General features: G+C 43.1%; 14 protein-coding genes. 4 read left to right on the top strand and 10 right to left on the bottom strand.

Annotation, left to right across the window (positions count from 1 at the left end):
• Window positions 1–59: 59 nt before the first annotated feature.
• The 5 genes from F7R58_RS06050 to F7R58_RS06030 form a co-directional block, all read right to left on the bottom strand.
• Window positions 60–548, bottom strand: a complete 489-nt coding sequence (locus F7R58_RS06050) for an SRPBCC family protein (protein ID WP_158064041.1) — start codon at window positions 546–548, stop codon at window positions 60–62.
• A gap of 8 nt (window positions 549–556) precedes the next feature.
• A complete protein-coding gene (locus tag F7R58_RS06045; RefSeq protein WP_158065407.1) occupies window positions 557–2,737 on the bottom strand; it encodes a TonB-dependent receptor plug domain-containing protein in 2,181 nt (726 codons plus the stop codon).
• An 83-nt stretch (window positions 2,738–2,820) separates the two neighbouring features.
• Entirely contained in the window at window positions 2,821–3,630 is an 810-nt protein-coding gene (gene kdsA / locus F7R58_RS06040) for a 3-deoxy-8-phosphooctulonate synthase (RefSeq protein WP_158064040.1), read from the bottom strand.
• A 92-nt stretch (window positions 3,631–3,722) separates the two neighbouring features.
• Window positions 3,723–4,250 (bottom strand): DUF1697 domain-containing protein, encoded by a 528-nt coding sequence (locus F7R58_RS06035; protein WP_158064039.1) that lies wholly within the window; start codon window positions 4,248–4,250, stop codon window positions 3,723–3,725.
• An 83-nt stretch (window positions 4,251–4,333) separates the two neighbouring features.
• On the bottom strand, window positions 4,334–7,819 hold the full coding sequence (locus F7R58_RS06030; protein ID WP_158064038.1) for a DUF2723 domain-containing protein: 3,486 nt from the start codon (window positions 7,817–7,819) through the stop codon (window positions 4,334–4,336).
• Between the two features lie 199 nt (window positions 7,820–8,018).
• Between F7R58_RS06030 and F7R58_RS06025 the strand changes: the two genes are divergently transcribed.
• From F7R58_RS06025 to F7R58_RS06015, 3 genes are all read left to right on the top strand, one after another.
• Complete coding sequence (locus tag F7R58_RS06025) at window positions 8,019–9,056, top strand: PLP-dependent cysteine synthase family protein (RefSeq protein WP_158064037.1); 1,038 nt, start codon at window positions 8,019–8,021, stop codon at window positions 9,054–9,056.
• Window positions 9,057–9,160: 104 nt separating this feature from the next.
• Window positions 9,161–10,435 carry an aminotransferase class I/II-fold pyridoxal phosphate-dependent enzyme gene (locus tag F7R58_RS06020; protein ID WP_158064036.1) on the top strand — a complete coding sequence of 425 codons (1,275 nt, stop codon included), beginning with the start codon at window positions 9,161–9,163 and terminating at the stop codon, window positions 10,433–10,435.
• Between the two features lie 159 nt (window positions 10,436–10,594).
• Window positions 10,595–11,761 (top strand): alpha/beta hydrolase, encoded by a 1,167-nt coding sequence (locus F7R58_RS06015; RefSeq protein WP_158064035.1) that lies wholly within the window; start codon window positions 10,595–10,597, stop codon window positions 11,759–11,761.
• A gap of 48 nt (window positions 11,762–11,809) precedes the next feature.
• Here F7R58_RS06015 and F7R58_RS06010 read toward each other — a convergent pair whose 3' ends face one another.
• Both F7R58_RS06010 and atpD read right to left on the bottom strand, forming a co-directional pair.
• Window positions 11,810–12,091 (bottom strand): FoF1 ATP synthase subunit delta/epsilon, encoded by a 282-nt coding sequence (locus tag F7R58_RS06010; RefSeq protein ID WP_158064034.1) that lies wholly within the window; start codon window positions 12,089–12,091, stop codon window positions 11,810–11,812.
• A gap of 69 nt (window positions 12,092–12,160) precedes the next feature.
• Entirely contained in the window at window positions 12,161–13,669 is a 1,509-nt protein-coding gene (gene atpD, locus F7R58_RS06005; protein ID WP_158064033.1) for a F0F1 ATP synthase subunit beta, read from the bottom strand.
• Window positions 13,670–13,771: 102 nt separating this feature from the next.
• Between atpD and F7R58_RS06000 the strand changes: the two genes are divergently transcribed.
• Window positions 13,772–14,692 carry a bifunctional riboflavin kinase/FAD synthetase gene (locus F7R58_RS06000; protein ID WP_158064032.1) on the top strand — a complete coding sequence of 307 codons (921 nt, stop codon included), beginning with the start codon at window positions 13,772–13,774 and terminating at the stop codon, window positions 14,690–14,692.
• On the opposite strand, the gene F7R58_RS05995 is transcribed toward F7R58_RS06000, so the two are convergent.
• The 3 genes from F7R58_RS05995 to F7R58_RS05985 all read right to left on the bottom strand — a co-directional run bounded on the left by F7R58_RS05995 (window position 14,689) and on the right by F7R58_RS05985 (window position 18,597).
• Window positions 14,689–17,340, bottom strand: coding sequence for a TonB-dependent receptor (locus tag F7R58_RS05995; RefSeq protein WP_158064031.1), 2,652 nt, complete (start codon window positions 17,338–17,340; stop codon window positions 14,689–14,691). The two genes, F7R58_RS06000 and F7R58_RS05995, sit on opposite strands and share 4 nt — an antisense overlap.
• A 160-nt stretch (window positions 17,341–17,500) precedes the next feature.
• Window positions 17,501–18,280, bottom strand: a complete 780-nt coding sequence (locus tag F7R58_RS05990; RefSeq protein WP_158064030.1) for a GLPGLI family protein — start codon at window positions 18,278–18,280, stop codon at window positions 17,501–17,503.
• A 14-nt stretch (window positions 18,281–18,294) separates the two neighbouring features.
• Window positions 18,295–18,597: a hypothetical protein gene (locus tag F7R58_RS05985; RefSeq protein ID WP_158064029.1), complete on the bottom strand. Its 303-nt coding sequence runs from the start codon at window positions 18,595–18,597 to the stop codon at window positions 18,295–18,297.
• Between the last annotated feature and the right edge of the window lie 126 nt (window positions 18,598–18,723).

Genomic DNA, 18,723 nt, shown 5'->3' with positions numbered 1-18,723 from the left:
GCGTGCATTCGCTGTATCATAACCCGCAGTTTTTCTCCTGAGTAAATCTGAAATTCTATCTACTTATAGATCTTTCCATCCAACACCTCTTTCCAGCGATCTGATTCTGCAAATTCTTTTATAATCTGATTTCTTTCGATCAGGAATTTCCGAATATAACTTGTGAGTATAAGCCTGTTAAATAATTGACCAAGAATCCCACCCGGCGACTCAAAATCAAAAATATCGGTCATAGTAGTTTTTTCACCGTCCTGAGCAAATTTATGCTGATGTCTGAGCGATCTGAATATTCCTTTTAGCTGCTCATCAACAAAATATACAGGATGATCCAAAGCCGTAATTTTTGTAGTCAGCTCCTGACGGATAAAAAAATGGGTGGCTCTCCAGCTAACGGTCTCATTCAGATTCATCAGTCCGCTGGTTTTTCCGGCAACAGCTTCTTCGTTCGTTTTCGCTGTTGAGAGTTTATGAAGATCCACACTCCGCGAAAGATCAAAGCATATTTCTATTGAAGATCTGATTTCGGTGCTGAGTTCAATCCTGGGCATCAGCGAAATTATTTTATCCTGAATTCCAGCTTTGCATTGAAGAAACGGCCTGTAAGATTTACCGGAACCGGATAAATATAGTTATTGCTGACGTCTGTAACCCATTGGTTAGCCACCGTGTTGTAAATATTAAAAGCATTGAAAACCTGAACGCCCAAGGTGAGCTCTTCAAAATTTTCCCAGAAGCCCCAGGCTTTGTTCTTTTCCTTAGGATCAATAAATACATAGGAAAGGCCAATATCCACCCTTTTGTATGACGGCAATGTTTTCTGATAGTCGTACCGGGTTTCCAGGCTGGGCTGTCCGTTACTGTCAAACATGATGGGTGCGCCTGTAGGCAGTCCCATAGCGTAAATACCGGTCAGATTGACCCGCATTTTTGGAAATTTAGGCATATAATCCTGGTAGAAAATGGCAAAACGGAACCTTTGGTCTGTGGCACGGGCAATGTCTCCCCTGCTGTCTATGTTTTCAAAAGTACGGGCATAACTTGCAGACAGCCACGAATCTACTCCCGGAACAAACTCGCCGAAAAGCCGGGTATCAATTCCATAGGCATACCCTTCGGCATTGTTTTTCCCTGAATAACGGATCCGCACGTTGTCCATAAAATACGGTATCAGGTCGTCCATCTTCTTATAATAAAGCTCGGTGGTAAGTTTGAAAGGCCGGTCGTACATGGAGAATTCGTAATCGTTACCAACAATTAGCTGCATCGAGCGCTGCGATTTGATTTCGAAGTTAAAACTGCCGTCCAGATCTTTAATTTCCTTATAAAAAGGCTGCTGGTAGTAAATTCCGCCGGCAACCCGGAAAAGCATATCCGACTTCCAGTCGGGCTTAATGGCAAACTGCGCGCGTGGTGAGAAAATGGTTTCCTTATTGAAAGACCAGTTGGCTACCCTCGCTCCGGCATTAAAATAGGCACGGCTCCGGCCCCAGTAAAACTTGTTGGAATACTGTGCATAAGCTGACATCCGGGTAGGTTCTATACTATTATCACCGGCAATATGGTAATAAAGTTCCATGGACGATGGATCCAGTACGCCCGGCAAAACCTGATCACGCGGTACACTGTAACCCAAAGAATCCACCAATCGCCACTCGTTGGTCAGGTCCCGCAGATTTTCTTTTTCAAATTTAAAACCGACTTCAATATTGGAGTTTACATTAGGCGAAAATCGTGTCCGCAACTGTGTTCCATAGGTTCTGACCATCAGGTCATTCCGCGCATGGTCTATCTGTCCGCCCACATCGTACGAGGTTACGGGATCACCTGTTACGGGATCAAAACTTTCAAGCACATAAGCGGAGGCGATACTGTAATACTCGCGCTCACGGTTCTGATAAGCAAAATTATCCAGAAGGATTCTCCATTTATCATTAGGTCTGTAGTTCAGGGAAAAAGTTCCCATCATGTTTTTGTATCTGTCGTCCTCGCGGCCGTTATAGAAAACACTTACTTTTATAGGTTGGTTCACGCTGCCAAACTCAACTTCCTTGGCCTTCGGAATCATTTCATAATCGTTTTGCGAATAATAACCGATAAACGACATGGAAAATTTTGGACTCACATGATAATTCAGATAGGACTGGAAGTCCATATATCTCGGATTGAAGTCCGTTTCTTCATTCAGTGTGTTTAATATAAGATTGGTATTTCTGTACCGTCCGGAAACCAGGGCCGTCAGTTTTTTGTTTCCTGTCGCAAAACCTGTTGAAAGCCTCCCTCCTATCATGCTGGCTTCACCGGATACTTCAAATTTTTCCGGCTCACGGTAATAGATATTAAGGGCCGATGACATCTTATCGCCGTACTTGGCTTCAAATCCACCGGCTGAAAAATTCACCGTGGAAACCATATCCGGATTGATGATGCTCATCCCTTCCTGCATGGAATTGCGGATGAGGAAAGGTCTGTAAATCTCGATATCGTTAATGTAGATCAGGTTTTCATCATAGTTGCCGCCACGGACCATATACTGTGAAGAAAGCTCCGTATTAGAGTTTACGGACGGCAGTGTTTTAATCAGCCCTTCAATACCACCCGAAACAGAAGCAATCTGGCCAGCCTGTCTGGCATTGACGCTTACATTGGTAACATCCTGGGTTACATTTCCTTTTCTCTGGAAAACCACTTCTTCAATGGTCTGTGTACGTAAGGTATCTTCCTTTTGGGAATAAAACATTAGAGGCAGGATGGAGGCTGCAAGGAAAATCTGTCTTCTCAAGTCGCGAATTTTAGGAACTAAATTTATAAAAATTAACTGAATTACAGGATAGCTTCGCGTATGCGCGTCAGTTTTTGCAGCAGATCATCCAGTCGGTCCAGTTTTAGCATATTGGCACCGTCTGACATTGCACAACTCGGGTCTGGATGAGTTTCGATGAAAAGACCGTCGGCCCCCACAGCGATTCCAGCCTTTGCTATGGTTTCAATGAGTTCCGGTCGGCCTCCTGTAACGCCGGAACTTTGATTAGGCTGCTGAAGAGAGTGTGTGACATCCAGGATCACGGGTGCATATTGCTGCATGGTCGGGATTCCGCGGAAGTCTACCACCAGGTCTGAATATCCAAAGGAGTTTCCTCTTTCAATAATCGCTGTTTTCGTGTTCCCGGAATCAGTAACTTTCTCTACGGCAAACTTCATGGCTTCGGGCGAAAGGAACTGCCCTTTTTTCAGCGTCACACATTTACCGGTTTTAGCCGCCGCAACCAACAGATCCGTTTGCCTTACCAGGAATGCCGGAATCTGGAGAACATCTACGTACTGCGCCGCCAGCGCTGCATGATCGTTCTCATGAATGTCGGTAGTTGTTGGAATATTGAAAGTTTCCCCCACTTTTCTCAGAATTTCAAGGGATTTTTCTTCGCCAATGGTCGTAAAACTGTCTACCCGGCTGCGGTTGGCTTTCTTAAAGCTCCCTTTGAAGATGTAAGGAATCTTATATTTATCGGTAATGGTAATCACTTTCTCGGCAATCCTGAGTGCCATGTCTTCGCCTTCAATAATACAGGGACCTGCGATCAGGAAAAAGTTGGTGGAGTCTGAATGATGGATGTTATTTAGATGTTGAATCATTTTGATAGACTTATAAGGTAATAATTGATAAGGGTTAAAAATACTAAAATTGAGTCTGTAGTAAGGCTTTACAATGTTTCAGTTCCTATAATTTATTTGAATTTGTTTGAAATCTTAACAAAAGTGTTCACATTGCGGCTGGTCAGTTTATCTTTCAGCGATTTCCGGCCCAATACCTTTCCAAACTGACTTTCCAGAGTATTCCCTTTAGATACCTGCCAATAGAATGTGCTGTTTACCACCTGCCCTTTTTCATCTTTACTTTTTGACGATTTATTGAAGATATCGAGCAATTCTTTTTCGATGTCAGCCTGTACCACAAAAATATAGGTGTGAAAATCGGCGTCAGCTTCAAAAGGATTTTGGGAAATCATGTCCGCAATTTCATTCTCATTCCGCAGAAACACATAAGCTTCATAATTGAAATGAGCGGACATGGCTTTTTCAAGTTCTGCTTTAATTATTTCAGGATTCTTTTCTGATAAAAAAAGAATGTTACCGGAAGCAAGTACAGATGTTACCTGCTCCATTCCAACTGATTCAAACACGCTGCAAACTTCTGCCATTTTCATGGAAGTCCCGTTTACATTCACTCCGCGCAGGAAGGCACAGTATTTCATACAGGTTTTACAAAAGATTTAAATACAAATATAGCCAATAAAAAAGCGGACTGAAGTCCGCCTGTGATTAATTGTAAGGGTAATTATTGGGTGACCCTCATCATTGCTCTGGTGATTTGGTCCTCCTTTTCGCTTGCATAGGTTGAATCGTAGGGCTTCATCACATCAAAAAGATAACTGTAAAACGGCGTAATCCGCTGAATCTTGGAACTTTCACGGTAGGCTTTTTCCCTGCCCATCTGCTCCAGGTTTTTGATGAAGCTGTTAAAGCGCTTGTCCACAGGTTCAAGAGATTTTACCAAATAAGCATACCCTTTATCCGGTTTTCCGGTCTTGTTATAAGCATCGCTCACCGCGGCTACAACCATGGAATATTCCATCGTGTTGGTACGCATCTGCCGTCCTACAAATTTTTGCTGCGCCGGAGTCAGACTGTTATAATAATCATATTCCTCAAAGATTCCCTTTTTCAGCTGCTCTGCCAACTTAAGTCCTTTTTGCTCCTCACCTGCTACGATATAGGCATAGGCAATGGAGCTCAGTGAACGCGGATCACTGTATTTGGAAACCGGGATTTCGCGGGATACCAGATCCAGGATTTCCAGCGCTTTCTGTTTCTGGCCCGATAGTGCCAGCGCTTCAGCAGCCCTGCCGGCAGAATTTCGGTAGCTCATGATATTTGAAGTAGAGGTCTGATCAAAATGAACATCTAAATCTTTGAAATTACCCCATCTGAAATTCTTCACCACATTATAAAGCGATTCGGGATCCACACGGCCCATTTCACCATCTTCTCTGGCCGAAGTTTTAATTGGAACCAGACGGTAACTGAATCCGTCATATTGCAGATAATCGTCCAGATAAAATATATTCTCGCTGTCATATACACCTCCGTTGGAGAAGTTAATCGTACGGTTCCAGTCGAAGTTGGCTAGGATATCCAGTAAGATAAGGTTGTTCTTGAACATCGTACCGCGTCTGTATTCAACCGTGATATGATCCACTGCTGAGGGCAAATCTGAAGCTTTTATAGCACCGGATTTCACCGCATTTGCTTTATTTACAGGAATCACGAAACGGGAAACAGGGATAAAGTTGAATTTCTCATATTTTTCCTGACCGAAAAGCATTTTCAGCATTTCATCTTTTTCAGGGCTTTTCATTTTAATAAATTCTACAGCTTCCTTTACGGTCATCGAATCCTGAGCGATGTATTTGGTAAATGGTGCGAATATACTTTCAGGTGCACCGTTCTGTATCTGGTTCTGAATGAAACCCTGCAGATTTTCGGCATCAAACACCACAATCTGGTCATTGGTGCCGTCGCGGTAGTCGTCATGCTTCAGTGTGCCGGGAACCGGGCTGGAATTATAGGTACGGCGCTTTACCTGGTCAATATTCCACGGAGTTGAAAGCAGGGTGAAATTAACCACCTTTACATCGTCGCGGAAGCCTTCTGTTTCCTGCAGACCCCATACAGGGTAAGTATCATTATCACCATAAACAAACAGGATATTGTTTTTAGGCAGTGATTTCAGGACGGAATGAGCATAGTCATACGCAGAATAGCGCTCACTTCTGTCATGTGGCACATAATTCTGGAAGCCCATCATAAACGGAATACCAAGAAGCAGGATTCCCACTACAATGTTGGCTGCATTGGATTTTACTTTGGACTGCAGATACCACAGGATAGCAGCAGCTCCCAAACCAATCCAAATTGCCAGGGCATAGAACGATCCCACCATAGCGTAATCACGCTCTCTTGGTTCGAAAGGTTTTACGCCGGTATAAAATATAATTCCGACACTTGTTAATACAAATAATGACAGCAGTGCATAAAAGCGGCCGAAATCACGGTTCAGATGAAAGAAAAATCCTATGATAGCCAGGATAAGCGGCAGGAAATAAAAAGCCACGGTACTGTCATTTTTAAATTTTGCCGGTAACCTGGACTGGTCTCCCAGGCGGGCATCATCAATAAAAGAGATGCCGGAAATCCAATTGCCGTTGGTGTTTTCCATATTTCCTTCCAGGTCATTCTGCCTTCCGGCAAAATTCCACATCAGGTATCTGAGGAAATAATAACCATTCTGAAAACTGAAGAAATAATCGAGGTTTTGCGCCAGCGAGGGTTTCTGAACATTAATCAGATTGTAGGGACGCACTTCCAGGTAATCCGATACGCTTATGGAGCCGTCTTCATATTTTGCACGCAGTTCGTCAAATATTTTGCGTGCCTCAGGACTGTCGGCAATGTCCGGGTTGTCATAATTAAAGGAAAAATCAGGTGCACCATACATACTGATGTAATTGGCCATTACATTTTTATCATCGTTGAACATCCTCGGCATAAAACCCACATGGTTTGGCGAATACACATAATTAAAACGCTCGCCTACGATACGGTAGCTGCCCGACTGTTCGTCCTTTTCATAAATATCGCCGGTTTTTTTACTTTTGAAACTTCCGTCCTCGTTTTTAAGGATACCGTTAGCGTCCAGACTGGCTGTATAGTTCTGACCGTAGAAGGTAGGCCAGTCACCGTACTGTTCGCGGTTGTAATAATCCAGCATACCGATGGCGGTATCCGGATTGTTAAGGTTCATTGGCGGGTTTGCATTGGCGCGTATCGGAATCACGAGCCAGCAGGAAAAACCAATGATCATGAAAACAAGGGAAAGTGATGCGGTCTGCAGAAGCCTGTTCCCGGATTTACCGCTGTAGTTAAGGAGGAAATAGCATAGCGCAGTCATAAGGATGAATGCAGCTATTGTCCCGGAATGGAAAGGTAAACCAAGGCCGTTCACAAAGAATATTTCAAGTTTTCCAAACATGGTCATGATCACCGGGAAGACGATTTTGAATACGAGAATCAGGACAATGAGCGTAAGGACATTTGCCACGGCAAAGTTTTTCCAGGTAAACTCGTAATTGCGCGCATAATAAATAAGACAGACAGACGGAATTGCCAGCATGGCCATCATGTGAACACCTACGGAAAGACCTACCACAAAGAAGATAAGGATTATCCATCTTTGACTGTCGGTTTGGTCATATTCATTTTCCCATTTGGTGATCAGCCAGACAATCAGTGCAATAAACATGGACGCCATGGAGTACACTTCACCTTCCACTGCCGAAAACCAGAAAGTATCAGAAAATGTAAAGCACAGGGCTCCAATGGCGCCGGCAAAAAGGATTGAGATTTCCTCGTGCACGGTCACTTCTTCAAAATCTTTATTCAGCAGGCGGCGCACAAGATGTGTAATGGTCCAAAACAGAAAAAGAATAGTAAAAGCACTGAACAGCGCCGACATTGAGTTGATGATGATTGAATAATTGGCACCGTTTCCGAAAGCGAACAGTCCCGCCACAGCTCCCACAAGCTGGAAGAGTGCTGCACCCGGCGCATGGGTCACTTCGAGTTTTACCGCAGAGGCAATATATTCTCCGGCATCCCAGAAGCTTAAATTAGGTTCAACAGTTGAGAGGTAGGTTAGAAAGGCAATTCCAAAAATTACCCATCCCAACACCGTATTCCATTTCTTAAATGTCCAGTTTTTCATAATAATTTACAAATCATGCGAAAATAGTATTTTTCCGGCATTTATCCTCCGTTTGTTCTCAGATAAAGTGATGGTGTAATATTTGCTGGCAGCCTGCTACTATGAAAAGAAACCTCAGTCTTAAAAGCATCAGGAAATTATTTCCTAATACTTTTTTTTGTATTTTTGTCGATGATTTTTTTGAGAAAAAATATATTTAATGAGTAATGTTTACGATAATATTCTTGGCTTAATCGGAAATACTCCATTGGTGAAACTTAATCATGTGACCAGGGAGATCCCGGCAATGGTGTACGCCAAACTTGAGTCCTGTAATCCCGGACATTCCACTAAAGACAGGATTGCCCTCCATATTATAGAAAAAGCTGAAGAAAAAGGAATTCTGACTCCTGAATCAGTAATCGTAGAAACCACCTCCGGAAATACAGGATTTTCGGTTGCTATGGTTTCCATTGTGAAGGGTTATAAGTGCATACTTGCCGTTAGTGACAAGACGAAAGCGGAAAAAATTGCCTATCTGAAAGCTCTGGGCGCTCAGGTTTATGTTTGCCCTGCAAATGTACCTGCAGACGATCCGCGCTCTTACTATGAGGTAGCCAAAAGAATTGCTTCGGAAACTCCCAACTCCGTTTATATCAATCAATATTTTAACGAGCTCAATATAGATGCCCATTACCAGACTACCGGTCCCGAAATCTGGGAGCAAACTGAAGGTAAAGTAACTCATGTCTTTGCCTGCACAGGTACGGGCGGTACACTCTCCGGATCTGCTAAATTCCTTAGGGAGAAAAATCCTGACATCAAGATTATAGGTGTAGATGCAGACGGGTCCATCCTTAAAGGTTATCATGAAACCGGTGAGATTAATCCACTGGATATCAAGCCATATCAGATTGAAGGAATGGGTAAAAATTTGATTCCTTCGGCATTGCTTTTTGACCAGATTGACCAGTTTGTAAAGGTGAATGACGAAATGTCGGCCTACCGTACCAGAGAAATTGCACTGAAGGAGGCAATTATGGGCGGTTACACCTGTGGTGCCGTAACCCAGGGACTGATTCAGTACGCTCAGGCTCATCCTTTCGGACCCGACGAGGTGGTTGTGCTGATCTTTCCGGATCACGGATCAAGATACATCACCAAGGTATACAGCGACGAGTGGATGGCTCAGCAGGGTTTTGTGAACAATTGCGTACATAACTACGACGAAGTTTTCAAGACCGAATACATCAAATAAGAACATCTCTTTTATACAGCCTTTTGCAGTGCGCAAAAGGCTTTTTTTTACGTATCATTTTAGCTAACTTTGCAGCCAATATTTTTACAATAAACCCAAATTAAATGGTAGATATTTTTGAACGTATCAAACAGAATCCCGGACCCCTGGGACAGTTTGCAGATTACGCAGAAGGTTATTTTGTATTTCCTAAACTGGAAGGACCTATAGGACCCCGTATGCAATTTCAGGGACGTGAGGTTGTTTTCTGGAGTGCCAATGACTACCTGGGACTCTGCAATCACCCTGAAGTGCTTGAAGCCGATGCAAAAGCCGCTGCGGAATATGGAATGTTTTATCCTATGGGTGCGCGTGCCATGTCCGGCGAGACTGCACAGCATCAGCAACTGGAAAGTGAACTGGCGGAATTCGTTGGAAAAGAAGCTGCCTACCTGCTTAATTTTGGTTACCAGGGAATGGTATCTACTATTGATGCGCTTGTTTCCCGTCATGATGTAATTGTTTATGATGCAGATTCTCATGCCTGTATCGTAGACGGTGTGCGTTTGCATATGGGTAAAAGCTTTACCTTCAAGCATAACGATATAGCCAGTCTGGAGAAGAACCTGGCACGAGCTACAAAAGTTGCCGAAGAACACGGCGGCGGTATCCTGGTGATTACAGAAGGTGTTTTCGGGATGCGCGGTATGCAGGGTAAACTGAAGGAAATATGCGACCTTAAATCCAAATTCAATTTCCGCCTGTTAGTTGATGATGCCCATGGTTTCGGTACTTTAGGGAAAACGGGTGCGGGTGCCGGTGAAGAACAGGGCTGCCAGGAGCAGATCGATATCTATTTCTCCACTTTTGCCAAATCAATGGCAGGATTCGGCGCATTTATCGCGGGTGACAAAGAGATTATCAGAATCCTTAAATATAACTTACGTTCACAGGTTTTCGCTAAATCGCTTACCATGCCGATGGTAATAGGTGGCCTGAAAAGACTGGAACTGCTGCGTACAAGACCGGAGATCAAAGATAAACTTTGGGAAAATGTAAACAAGCTGCAGAACGGTCTGGCTGAAAGAGGCTTTAACCTGGGTAATACCAATACATGTGTTACGCCGGTGATGATGCAGGGATCTACTGTAGAAGCGACAATGCTGGTGAAGGACCTGCGTGAAAACTACGGCATCTTTACTTCAGTGGTCATCTATCCGGTGATTCCAAAGGGAATGATCCTGCTGAGACTTATTCCTACTGCCTCGCACACAGATGCTGAAATCAACGAAACGCTGGATGCCTTCGATGCCATTCATGATAAACTGACTTCCGGCGTGTATAAAGAGCAGGAAAGAAAACTTCTGGAAGAACAGGGCCTGTCTTTTAAGGCAGATTAACCCAACCCGCTCCTATTTAACTGACCGTCTTGCTTTGCGAGACGGTTTTTTTGGCTTCAGACCGGTCATGAATGTAAAGACCTGAAACTGCTGCAACCGCTGTATTGCAGTTGAATAAATTTTGGCATAACTTAGTTCAGCATCTGAAAACCAATTATCATGGCCATCTTCATCATCAGCAACAGGGAAATCTCACAGGTCAAAGAAGGAAACAAGACGCTGTCCAAATTCTGTTTCGAAAGCCAGACGGGGACATCCAGTTTCCGCATCGCAAAATACCTGGGCTATCAGCCGCCTTCGGCGGAAGGAATGCACAAAAAGGAATATAAAAAACTCCTGAAAACACATTCAGACAGCGCACATGAGATACTTTCTGACTATTTTGACTATGATTATCTTCCCGTAAAGGAAGTACTTCTGGAACTCAAACATAAGGGAAAAGCCTCGCCGGACAAACTTAACCGGCTGCGCGGCAGCCAGCGGATGTTTTATGAGTTCTACAGTTCCATGCTGGAAACCAGCGCCGGAAAGCGTGGAGATCTGCTCGTGTTCATTCATGGGTATTCTTATACGTTCAGTGATGAGCTGGAAGCCATTGAGACCTTAAAAAGGCAATACATAGACAATCCCGACTCTCCGGTGCAGAACCTGCTTTTGCTCAGTTGGCCGGGGTCTAAATCGCTGTTCCCATATACCTATATCGATGACAAAAGAAACTCCATAGACGCGGGTATGGTATTTTACAAGATGATGCTGAAGTATAATGAATTTATTAAACAGGTATTGGCCGATCCCGAACTTGATTTCTGCGGTCAGCGCATTCATCTAATGGCTCATTCTATGGGAAACCGGCTTCTGCGGAGTGCACTTATCTGCATGAAAAGCAGCAGTATTATGAAAGTCCTGGACCAGGTGATGTTGCTGAACTCCGACATTTCCGTCAATTCATTTGACAAAGAAGATGAGTCGCTATACAAACTGACCAAACTGGCCAACCGGATTTCGGTCTATATCCATAAAAGTGATGATGTACTTTCCATCTCTACTCTCTCCAAAAATATCCTCTCGCCCAGGCTTGGCAAATACGGACCTGCTGGTATAAATAATCTGCCTGACAATGTTGTAATTGTAGACTGTTCGCACACCAAAAATGACCTGGGGAGCAAGCTGCATGATATTGCAGACCACTGGGGTTATCTTACCAGTACGGAGGTGCAACGTGATATCCTGGCTACACTTAGGGGTGAACATGAAGAACTAATAGCACACAGAAATATCCACAAAAAGCACGACCGCTACTTTCGGATTGGTGAAAGTCAGGCATAAAAAAAGCTCCATCTCTGGAGCTTATTATTATTCGGATTCAGGATTCAGTCATTCTGCCAGAATGATGCCCTGGTTATTATTGAATTCAATAACCCCGCTCTTCACTTTGAAAGAGTAAACGTTTTCCTTTTCGTTCTCGCGAACAAATTTCTCCGCATACTTTTCTCCGATGGAATCTGTAAAGATTCTGATCTTTCCGTTAATCAGTGAGGCAACAATGGCAGCGTGGTCCTTCTTGATATGGAAATCACCGTTCTTCCCGGGAAGCAAAACCGATTTCACTTCGCCTTCGAAGACTACAAATTCCGGAGTTAAAATTTTTATGTTCATGTCAATCTAGATTTGAAGATTTCAGATTTCAGATTTCAGAAAGTCTGAGATCTGAGATCCTGTGTCTGATTAAGCGTTTTCTGCCAGCATTTTCTGTCCAGCTTCAATAGCTTCTTCAATGGTTCCTTTCAGGTTGAAGGCTGCTTCAGGATACTGATCCAGCTCACCGTCGATGATCATGTTGAAGCCTTTGATGGTATCTTTAATATCTACCAATGCTCCTTTCAGACCTGTAAACTGCTCCGCTACGTGGAATGGCTGAGAAAGGAAACGCTGTACTTTTCTTGCACGGTAAACAACCAGTTTATCTTCTTCAGAAAGTTCTTCCATACCAAGAATCGCGATGATGTCCTGAAGGGCTTTGTAACGCTGAAGGATTTCCTTCACTCTCTGTGCTGTATTATAGTGATCTTCACCAAGGATTTCCGGCGTCAGGATTCTGGAAGTTGAAGCCAATGGGTCTACCGCAGGATAGATACCAAGGGAAGCAATCTTTCTGTCAAGTACAGTAGTAGCATCCAGGTGGGCAAATGTAGTTGCCGGAGCCGGGTCGGTAAGGTCATCCGCAGGTACGTAAACCGCCTGTACAGATGTAATGGAACCGTTCTTTGTAGAGGTAATCCTTTCCTGCATCGCACCCATCTCAGAGGCAAGCGTTGGCTGGTAACCTACCGCAGAAGGCATACGGCCAAGAAGTGCAGATACCTCAGAACCCGCTTGGGTGAAACGGAAGATGTTATCAACAAAGAAAAGTACGTCTCTTCCCTGTCCCTGTCCGTCACCATCACGGAAATATTCTGCAATCGTAAGACCGGAAAGTGCTACACGCGCTCTTGCTCCCGGTGGTTCGTTCATCTGTCCGAAAACGAAGGTACACTTGGAGTCCTTCATCTCTTCATGATCAATTTTGGACAGGTCCCAACCTCCATTTTCCATGGAGTGCATGAACTCATCACCATATTTAATAATGCCGGATTCCAGCATCTCTCTCAAAAGGTCGTTTCCTTCTCTGGTTCTTTCTCCTACACCGGCAAAAACCGAAAGACCACCGTGACCTTTTGCAATATTGTTAATCAATTCCTGGATCAATACCGTTTTACCAACACCGGCACCACCGAACAAACCAATCTTACCTCCTTTTGCATAAGGTTCAATAAGGTCAATTACTTTAATACCTGTAAAAAGAACTTCCGCAGAAGTGGATAACTGATCGAATTTTGGCGCTTCTCTGTGGATCGGAAGACCACCTTCTTTGGAAACCTCGCGGATTCCGTCAATAGCATCTCCAACAACATTAAAAAGTCTGCCGTATACTTCCGCACCTGTAGGCATGGTAATCTGGCGTCCCTGTGCAATCACTTCCTGACCTCTCTGAAGACCATCAGTAGCGTCCATTGCGATACATCTTACCATATCTTCTCCAATATGCTGCTCTACTTCCAGAACCACTTTGCTGCCGTCGGTTTTAGCGATTTCCAGTGCGTCGTAAATATTCGGAAGCTCCTCTGCTCCTTTGAAAACTACGTCGATTACCGGACCGATAATTTGCGAAATTTTTCCTTTAATTTGGTTTGCCATTGCTAAATTTTTTCGTTGTGCAAATATAATCAAAGTTCCCAAATCTGCAATTGGTTCAAAAGAAGATTTTTATCATATTTGCACCATCAAAAAGTCACCCTTTTGAAAATATTTCGGAACTTTAACGAACACCAGGAAAAAACGCCGCTGGCGCTTTCTATTGGTATGTTCGATGGGGTGCACCGCGGTCATCAGACCATCATTAACCAGCTTAATTCTATTAGCCGTGAGAAGGGGTTTCAGACTGCCATCCTCACTTTTTGGCCACATCCGCGCACAGTTTTTAACCCAAATGACGACCTGAAACTGCTGAACACCATTGACGAGAAGATTTATCTGCTTGAAAAAAATGGTGTGGAGCATCTTTTCCTGAAGGAATTCGACGAACAGTTCCGCAATCTCAGCGGTGCTGAATTTGTAAAGCAGATCCTGGTAGAGAAGTTGAATGTAAAGCACCTGATCATTGGTCACGACCACACCTTCGGCAAGAACAAAAGCGGTGATTTTAACCTTTTAAAGGAAATGTCCACCGAATGCGGTTTTGAAGTGCAGCAAGTTGAGGCGGTGAATTACCACGACCGAAACATCAGTTCCACCCAGATCAGAAATGCGCTGGCCGCAGGAAATGTAAAGGAGGCCAACGAAATGCTGGGTTATGTATTTTCAGTCTCAGGAACAGTGGTCAATGGAAGAAAGATAGGACGCACCATCGGTTATCCCACGGCAAATATAGAGACTGATCCCTTAAAACTTCTGCCCAAGAAAGGGGCCTATATCGTGGAGGTCTTTGTAAAAGACCAGAAATATAAAGGCATGCTGAGCATCGGCACCAACCCTACGGTGAATGGTACTTCCCTCTCCACCGAAGTCTATATCCTTGATTTTAATGATGATATTTATGGTGAAGAAATTTCAGTAAACTTTCGTGAATTTCTGCATGATGAGATCAAGTTTGACTCGGTGGAAAAGCTGATTGAAAGGCTGGATGAGGATAAAAGGCTGACCGCTGAATTTCCTTTCTAAAAGTTCTTGTTAATTCCCAAAACCACATGTCTTGGCATCAGGCGCTGTGTATAAATGCTTTCGCTCACGTTTGTTAGTGAATAGCGCTGAATGGTGCTTGAGTTCAGCAGGTTGTTGGCGCGGAGGAAAACATTGGTTTTTAATTTCTTGATCATATAATCCGCTTTAATATCCAGAAAACGAGTGGATTTCTGCGGCGTATTGCCAAAATGATAGTATTCAAAATTTCCCTGGATCCTGAATTCACTGCTGAAGTTGTAGTATAGATTAAAAAAACCTTTCTGATCCAAATAGTCATTCGTGAACGAAACAGATTTCAATCTGGAAAATGTCCAGTCATAGCCCAGCTCATAATTGATTTTCTTAGTCCAGCCGGATTTCATTTCAAAACCTACTTTTTTGTTGGAAAATGTACTTTCTACCAGTTCCTGCCCGTTAATGCTGTTTTTATAGCCCGAAGACATAAATCCACCCAGCAGGCTGAAGCGTGATTTTACAAAACGTACATACCTTCTTACCTCCAGATTGGCAAAGAATGTATCATTATCCTCAACCAGAATGGTCTGGTTGAATGTGTAGTTTTTGTTTACCAGTGAATTGTTGGACATAAACCGCTCCAGACGCATATAATTTACACTGAAGTTCAGATTTTTAGTGAGTTGGTCGCCTAAACTGTAGGACAATCCGAGGCTGTAATCGGGAAGCAGCTGAAAACCGGCCGTACCTTCGGTAAAATTGCGGTTGCCCAGATAGATGTAGTTCTGCAAAAGATTTTCGATTGCCAGCGGTGTGAACCGCCGGTTTCCGTATAAAGTGAAACTTCCGGTCTTTCGGTCCTCAAATCCGATATGGAATCCCGGTGATACAAAAAGCTCCGACTGCAGGGTACGGTTGAAGTCTGAAGATACCAACTCGGACAGCAGGTCCAGGGTGTATTTCCAGTTTTTATAAGTGTGGATGAATTTTCCTTTGGCAAAAACGCGGTTCTGTTTCAGATACATATCATTCTGGAATTCAGCACGGTTAAATACAATGCTTTGCAGGTCATTATTAAATAAACTGATCTCCGAATTCAGTTTTTCGGATCTGTATTCATCACCCAATTGAAGTTCAAGGTATTTACTGTCACTGTATCTGTTCAGATATGATATTTTTGCTCCCGCAAAATTCAGCTGTGAATAAAGCTGCTGACGGATCCGCCTGGCCTCAGGATTTCCTGTGACATAGGTAAACACTTCATTTTCATCGGTGAAATTATAGGGTCGGTCATAATAATAATGTCTGGCGACCGCCACTAAAGCTTTGGACGAATCCAGTTTTTTAGTGTAGGATATTTTGCTTTCTGTACTTGTGAGACGGTTGTTACCAGACTGCTGATTCAGTGCACCGTTAAAGATAAAATCGTTACTGTTTCGTTCGTGTACCGAGGAGGTCTTGTTATAAAACTGCAGATTGGCATTTTTGCTGAATTCCCTGCTCAGTTCGAGCTTCCCTACCAAATTGCGGATGTTCTGCTTCCATGTTTTACTCTCAATATTGGTAAACTGAAGTCCGTCGTACATAAAACGGTAAGTATTATCCGTGTAATTCCGGTTCTCAATGTCGTTGTAAACAGTTACGAATTTCAGTTTCCAGTCATTACGGAAATTGTAGATATAGTTTAGTGATGCCAGCTGGTCATCATTGAAGTTCGTGCGGTTATCACTGAACTGACTGTTTTTTTGATGAAGCCGAATCACAGGATTGATGCTAAGGTTACTGCCAATATTTTCTGCATCGGTTTCCTGTGCTGGATTCATAAGGTAGGCCACGCCACCCATTTCGTTCAGTCCCAGGTTGTTCCGGTTGTAGAGCAGATAGAATTTGCGCCTTTTTGAGAAATTCATCACATTGAGTTTGACCTGATGCATGTTTTCCACATAGCTGGTGGTAGCAAACAGCGCATTTCCAAACCATTTTCCCTTGGCATCTTCCTTCAGCGTGAGGTTTATGGCCACCCGTTCATCATTCTGTACGTCTTTCAGGAGCTTGTTGCGGGAGTAGTTGGTGAGCACCTGCACTTTGTCCAGTGATTGGGAGGGCATGTTTTGGGTAAGGGTTTGGTAGCCGCGTTCGAAGAGGTCATCGTCTTCAATCATTACGCGCTCCACTTCCTTATTGTTAAATTTTATTTTGCCGTCACTTTCTACGGTAATTCCGGGCAGTTTTTTAAGCAGTTCTTCCACATTCATTTCTGTGCCGGAGGCGAATTTTTCTGCGGTATACTCCACAGTATCTTTTCTAATACGGACCGGGTTTTGTTTTGTAACAATAACTTCCTGGATTTCGTTTTCCGGAATTTTGGAGATTTCAACTTTCTGAAGATCGATTCTTTTATTCTGATGATCCAGAACTACTTCTATACTCGTTGGATGATGGTTAAAAGCGGCAAGCTGCAGGGTAAAGTTTCCTGTTTTCTGTGTAGAAACAGAAAAACTTCCGGTCTTATCGCTAAAACCGAAAGTTTCAATTTCATTTGCCGCATTAAAAAGAATAACGTTGGCCCGAACAATTGGCTGACCATTTTCGGCTACCGCAATTCCTTTAATCTCTGACTGTGCAGAAATTTTTATAAACAGTATGGTGAAAAGTACACATAAATGCTTCATTAATATTATTTAATATCGCTTGCTATTGAAAGGGAATTTCCATCTCCAAAAAGCGGATACATGAATTCTGCTACGCACCTTCAGGAAGGTTAGATGTGTGCATATACAGTGGATCTACAACATCGTTGAAGGACAGAAAACTCTACGTACATTAAAAATATCATTTCTTTTTAGTGTCGTTCCATTCATGATGCCTTTCAAACTCACCGCTTCGAAAGTGTGGTATCCCCTGAAACTGCGTTCCGGAGGGATATTTGGACAGCTGCTGTGACTGCAGCTCCATTAATCCTCTGTTCTGATGTTCGATTACTGTTTTATAGTCTACGGCATCGGTCCTGTTTTTTGAGAAAAACTTTTTAACTCCCGGCACATTATCATATTCGGAATTCACAGAGATTCTATCGGCAATAAATAAAAATAATTTCTCTGAGTCCCGCGCTTCCAGGATTACGCCCGGAAGACCATGCAATTTCCACGGAAATGCCTCAGCATTCAGTGCCGTTGTAAACCACACCTCCCACTTGCGGCCCCGAAATTCCGCAGTTGCTTGGGTACATTCATAACCCAGAATGGTTTTTTTATCACCTGATATTACCCAGTTTAAAGCACCAACCTTATCTGCGGCAAATTTACTTTCAAACTCCGGAACGGTGGTAAAAAAGTAAGGTAAAGCCTGATAAAAGGTATCATTGGTTTTATCGTAGCTATATAGGTAATAGGGATTTAGTAAATCAGGGTTTGCCAGCACGTCCTTATATCCATACTCACCTTTTTTACCGTCGCCAATCATGAAGGTATTCTCTTGGTCATTGGAAAAAGTGAAAGCTTTAGCTCCCTTATTGTTTCCGAAAGTAATATATGAATATTCAATTAAAATCCCCTGGGCCTCAGTTAATTCAGCAAGACCCAGGAGGATTAGCAATATGATGTACTTTTTCATATTATACACAATCTTTATGCTTCAAGACTCGTACAGGGCTTGAGTGGGCCTTGCGGAGGAGGTAGTTGTATGTGATTTTCGGTTTGAGAAACGGAATTTTCAGGCTGCCCATCACCGCACGGAAAAGCTACCAATGGCGAAAAGGTCGTGCCAACGTTTTTACCGCAGTGATCAGTATAAACTGTGACCGTTTGGTGATAGCAAGTCGAAATATCGAGAATCGCGGGCAAAGGTCTATTTATACCGGATGACGTTGGTGTTGCATTTGTCAGTCCATAAGTGGCGAAGAATGCAGTTAGATAGATAATTTTTTTCATAACGTTTTTAATTTTTTAAATTTAACTTAAACTGTTTATTCTAATATTTTGGCCATTATTAAGAATACATCAAAGAAAAAAAAAAAATTAGGTCCCGCAAGCATTATTATATTAAATAATATATAA

The sequence above is a fragment of the Chryseobacterium sp. genome (assembly GCF_008831505.1).
Classification (GTDB): Bacteria; Bacteroidota; Bacteroidia; order Flavobacteriales; family Weeksellaceae; genus Marnyiella.
Note: the sequence above shows the minus strand (reverse complement) of the source record. Positions and strands in the feature narration are given on the sequence as shown.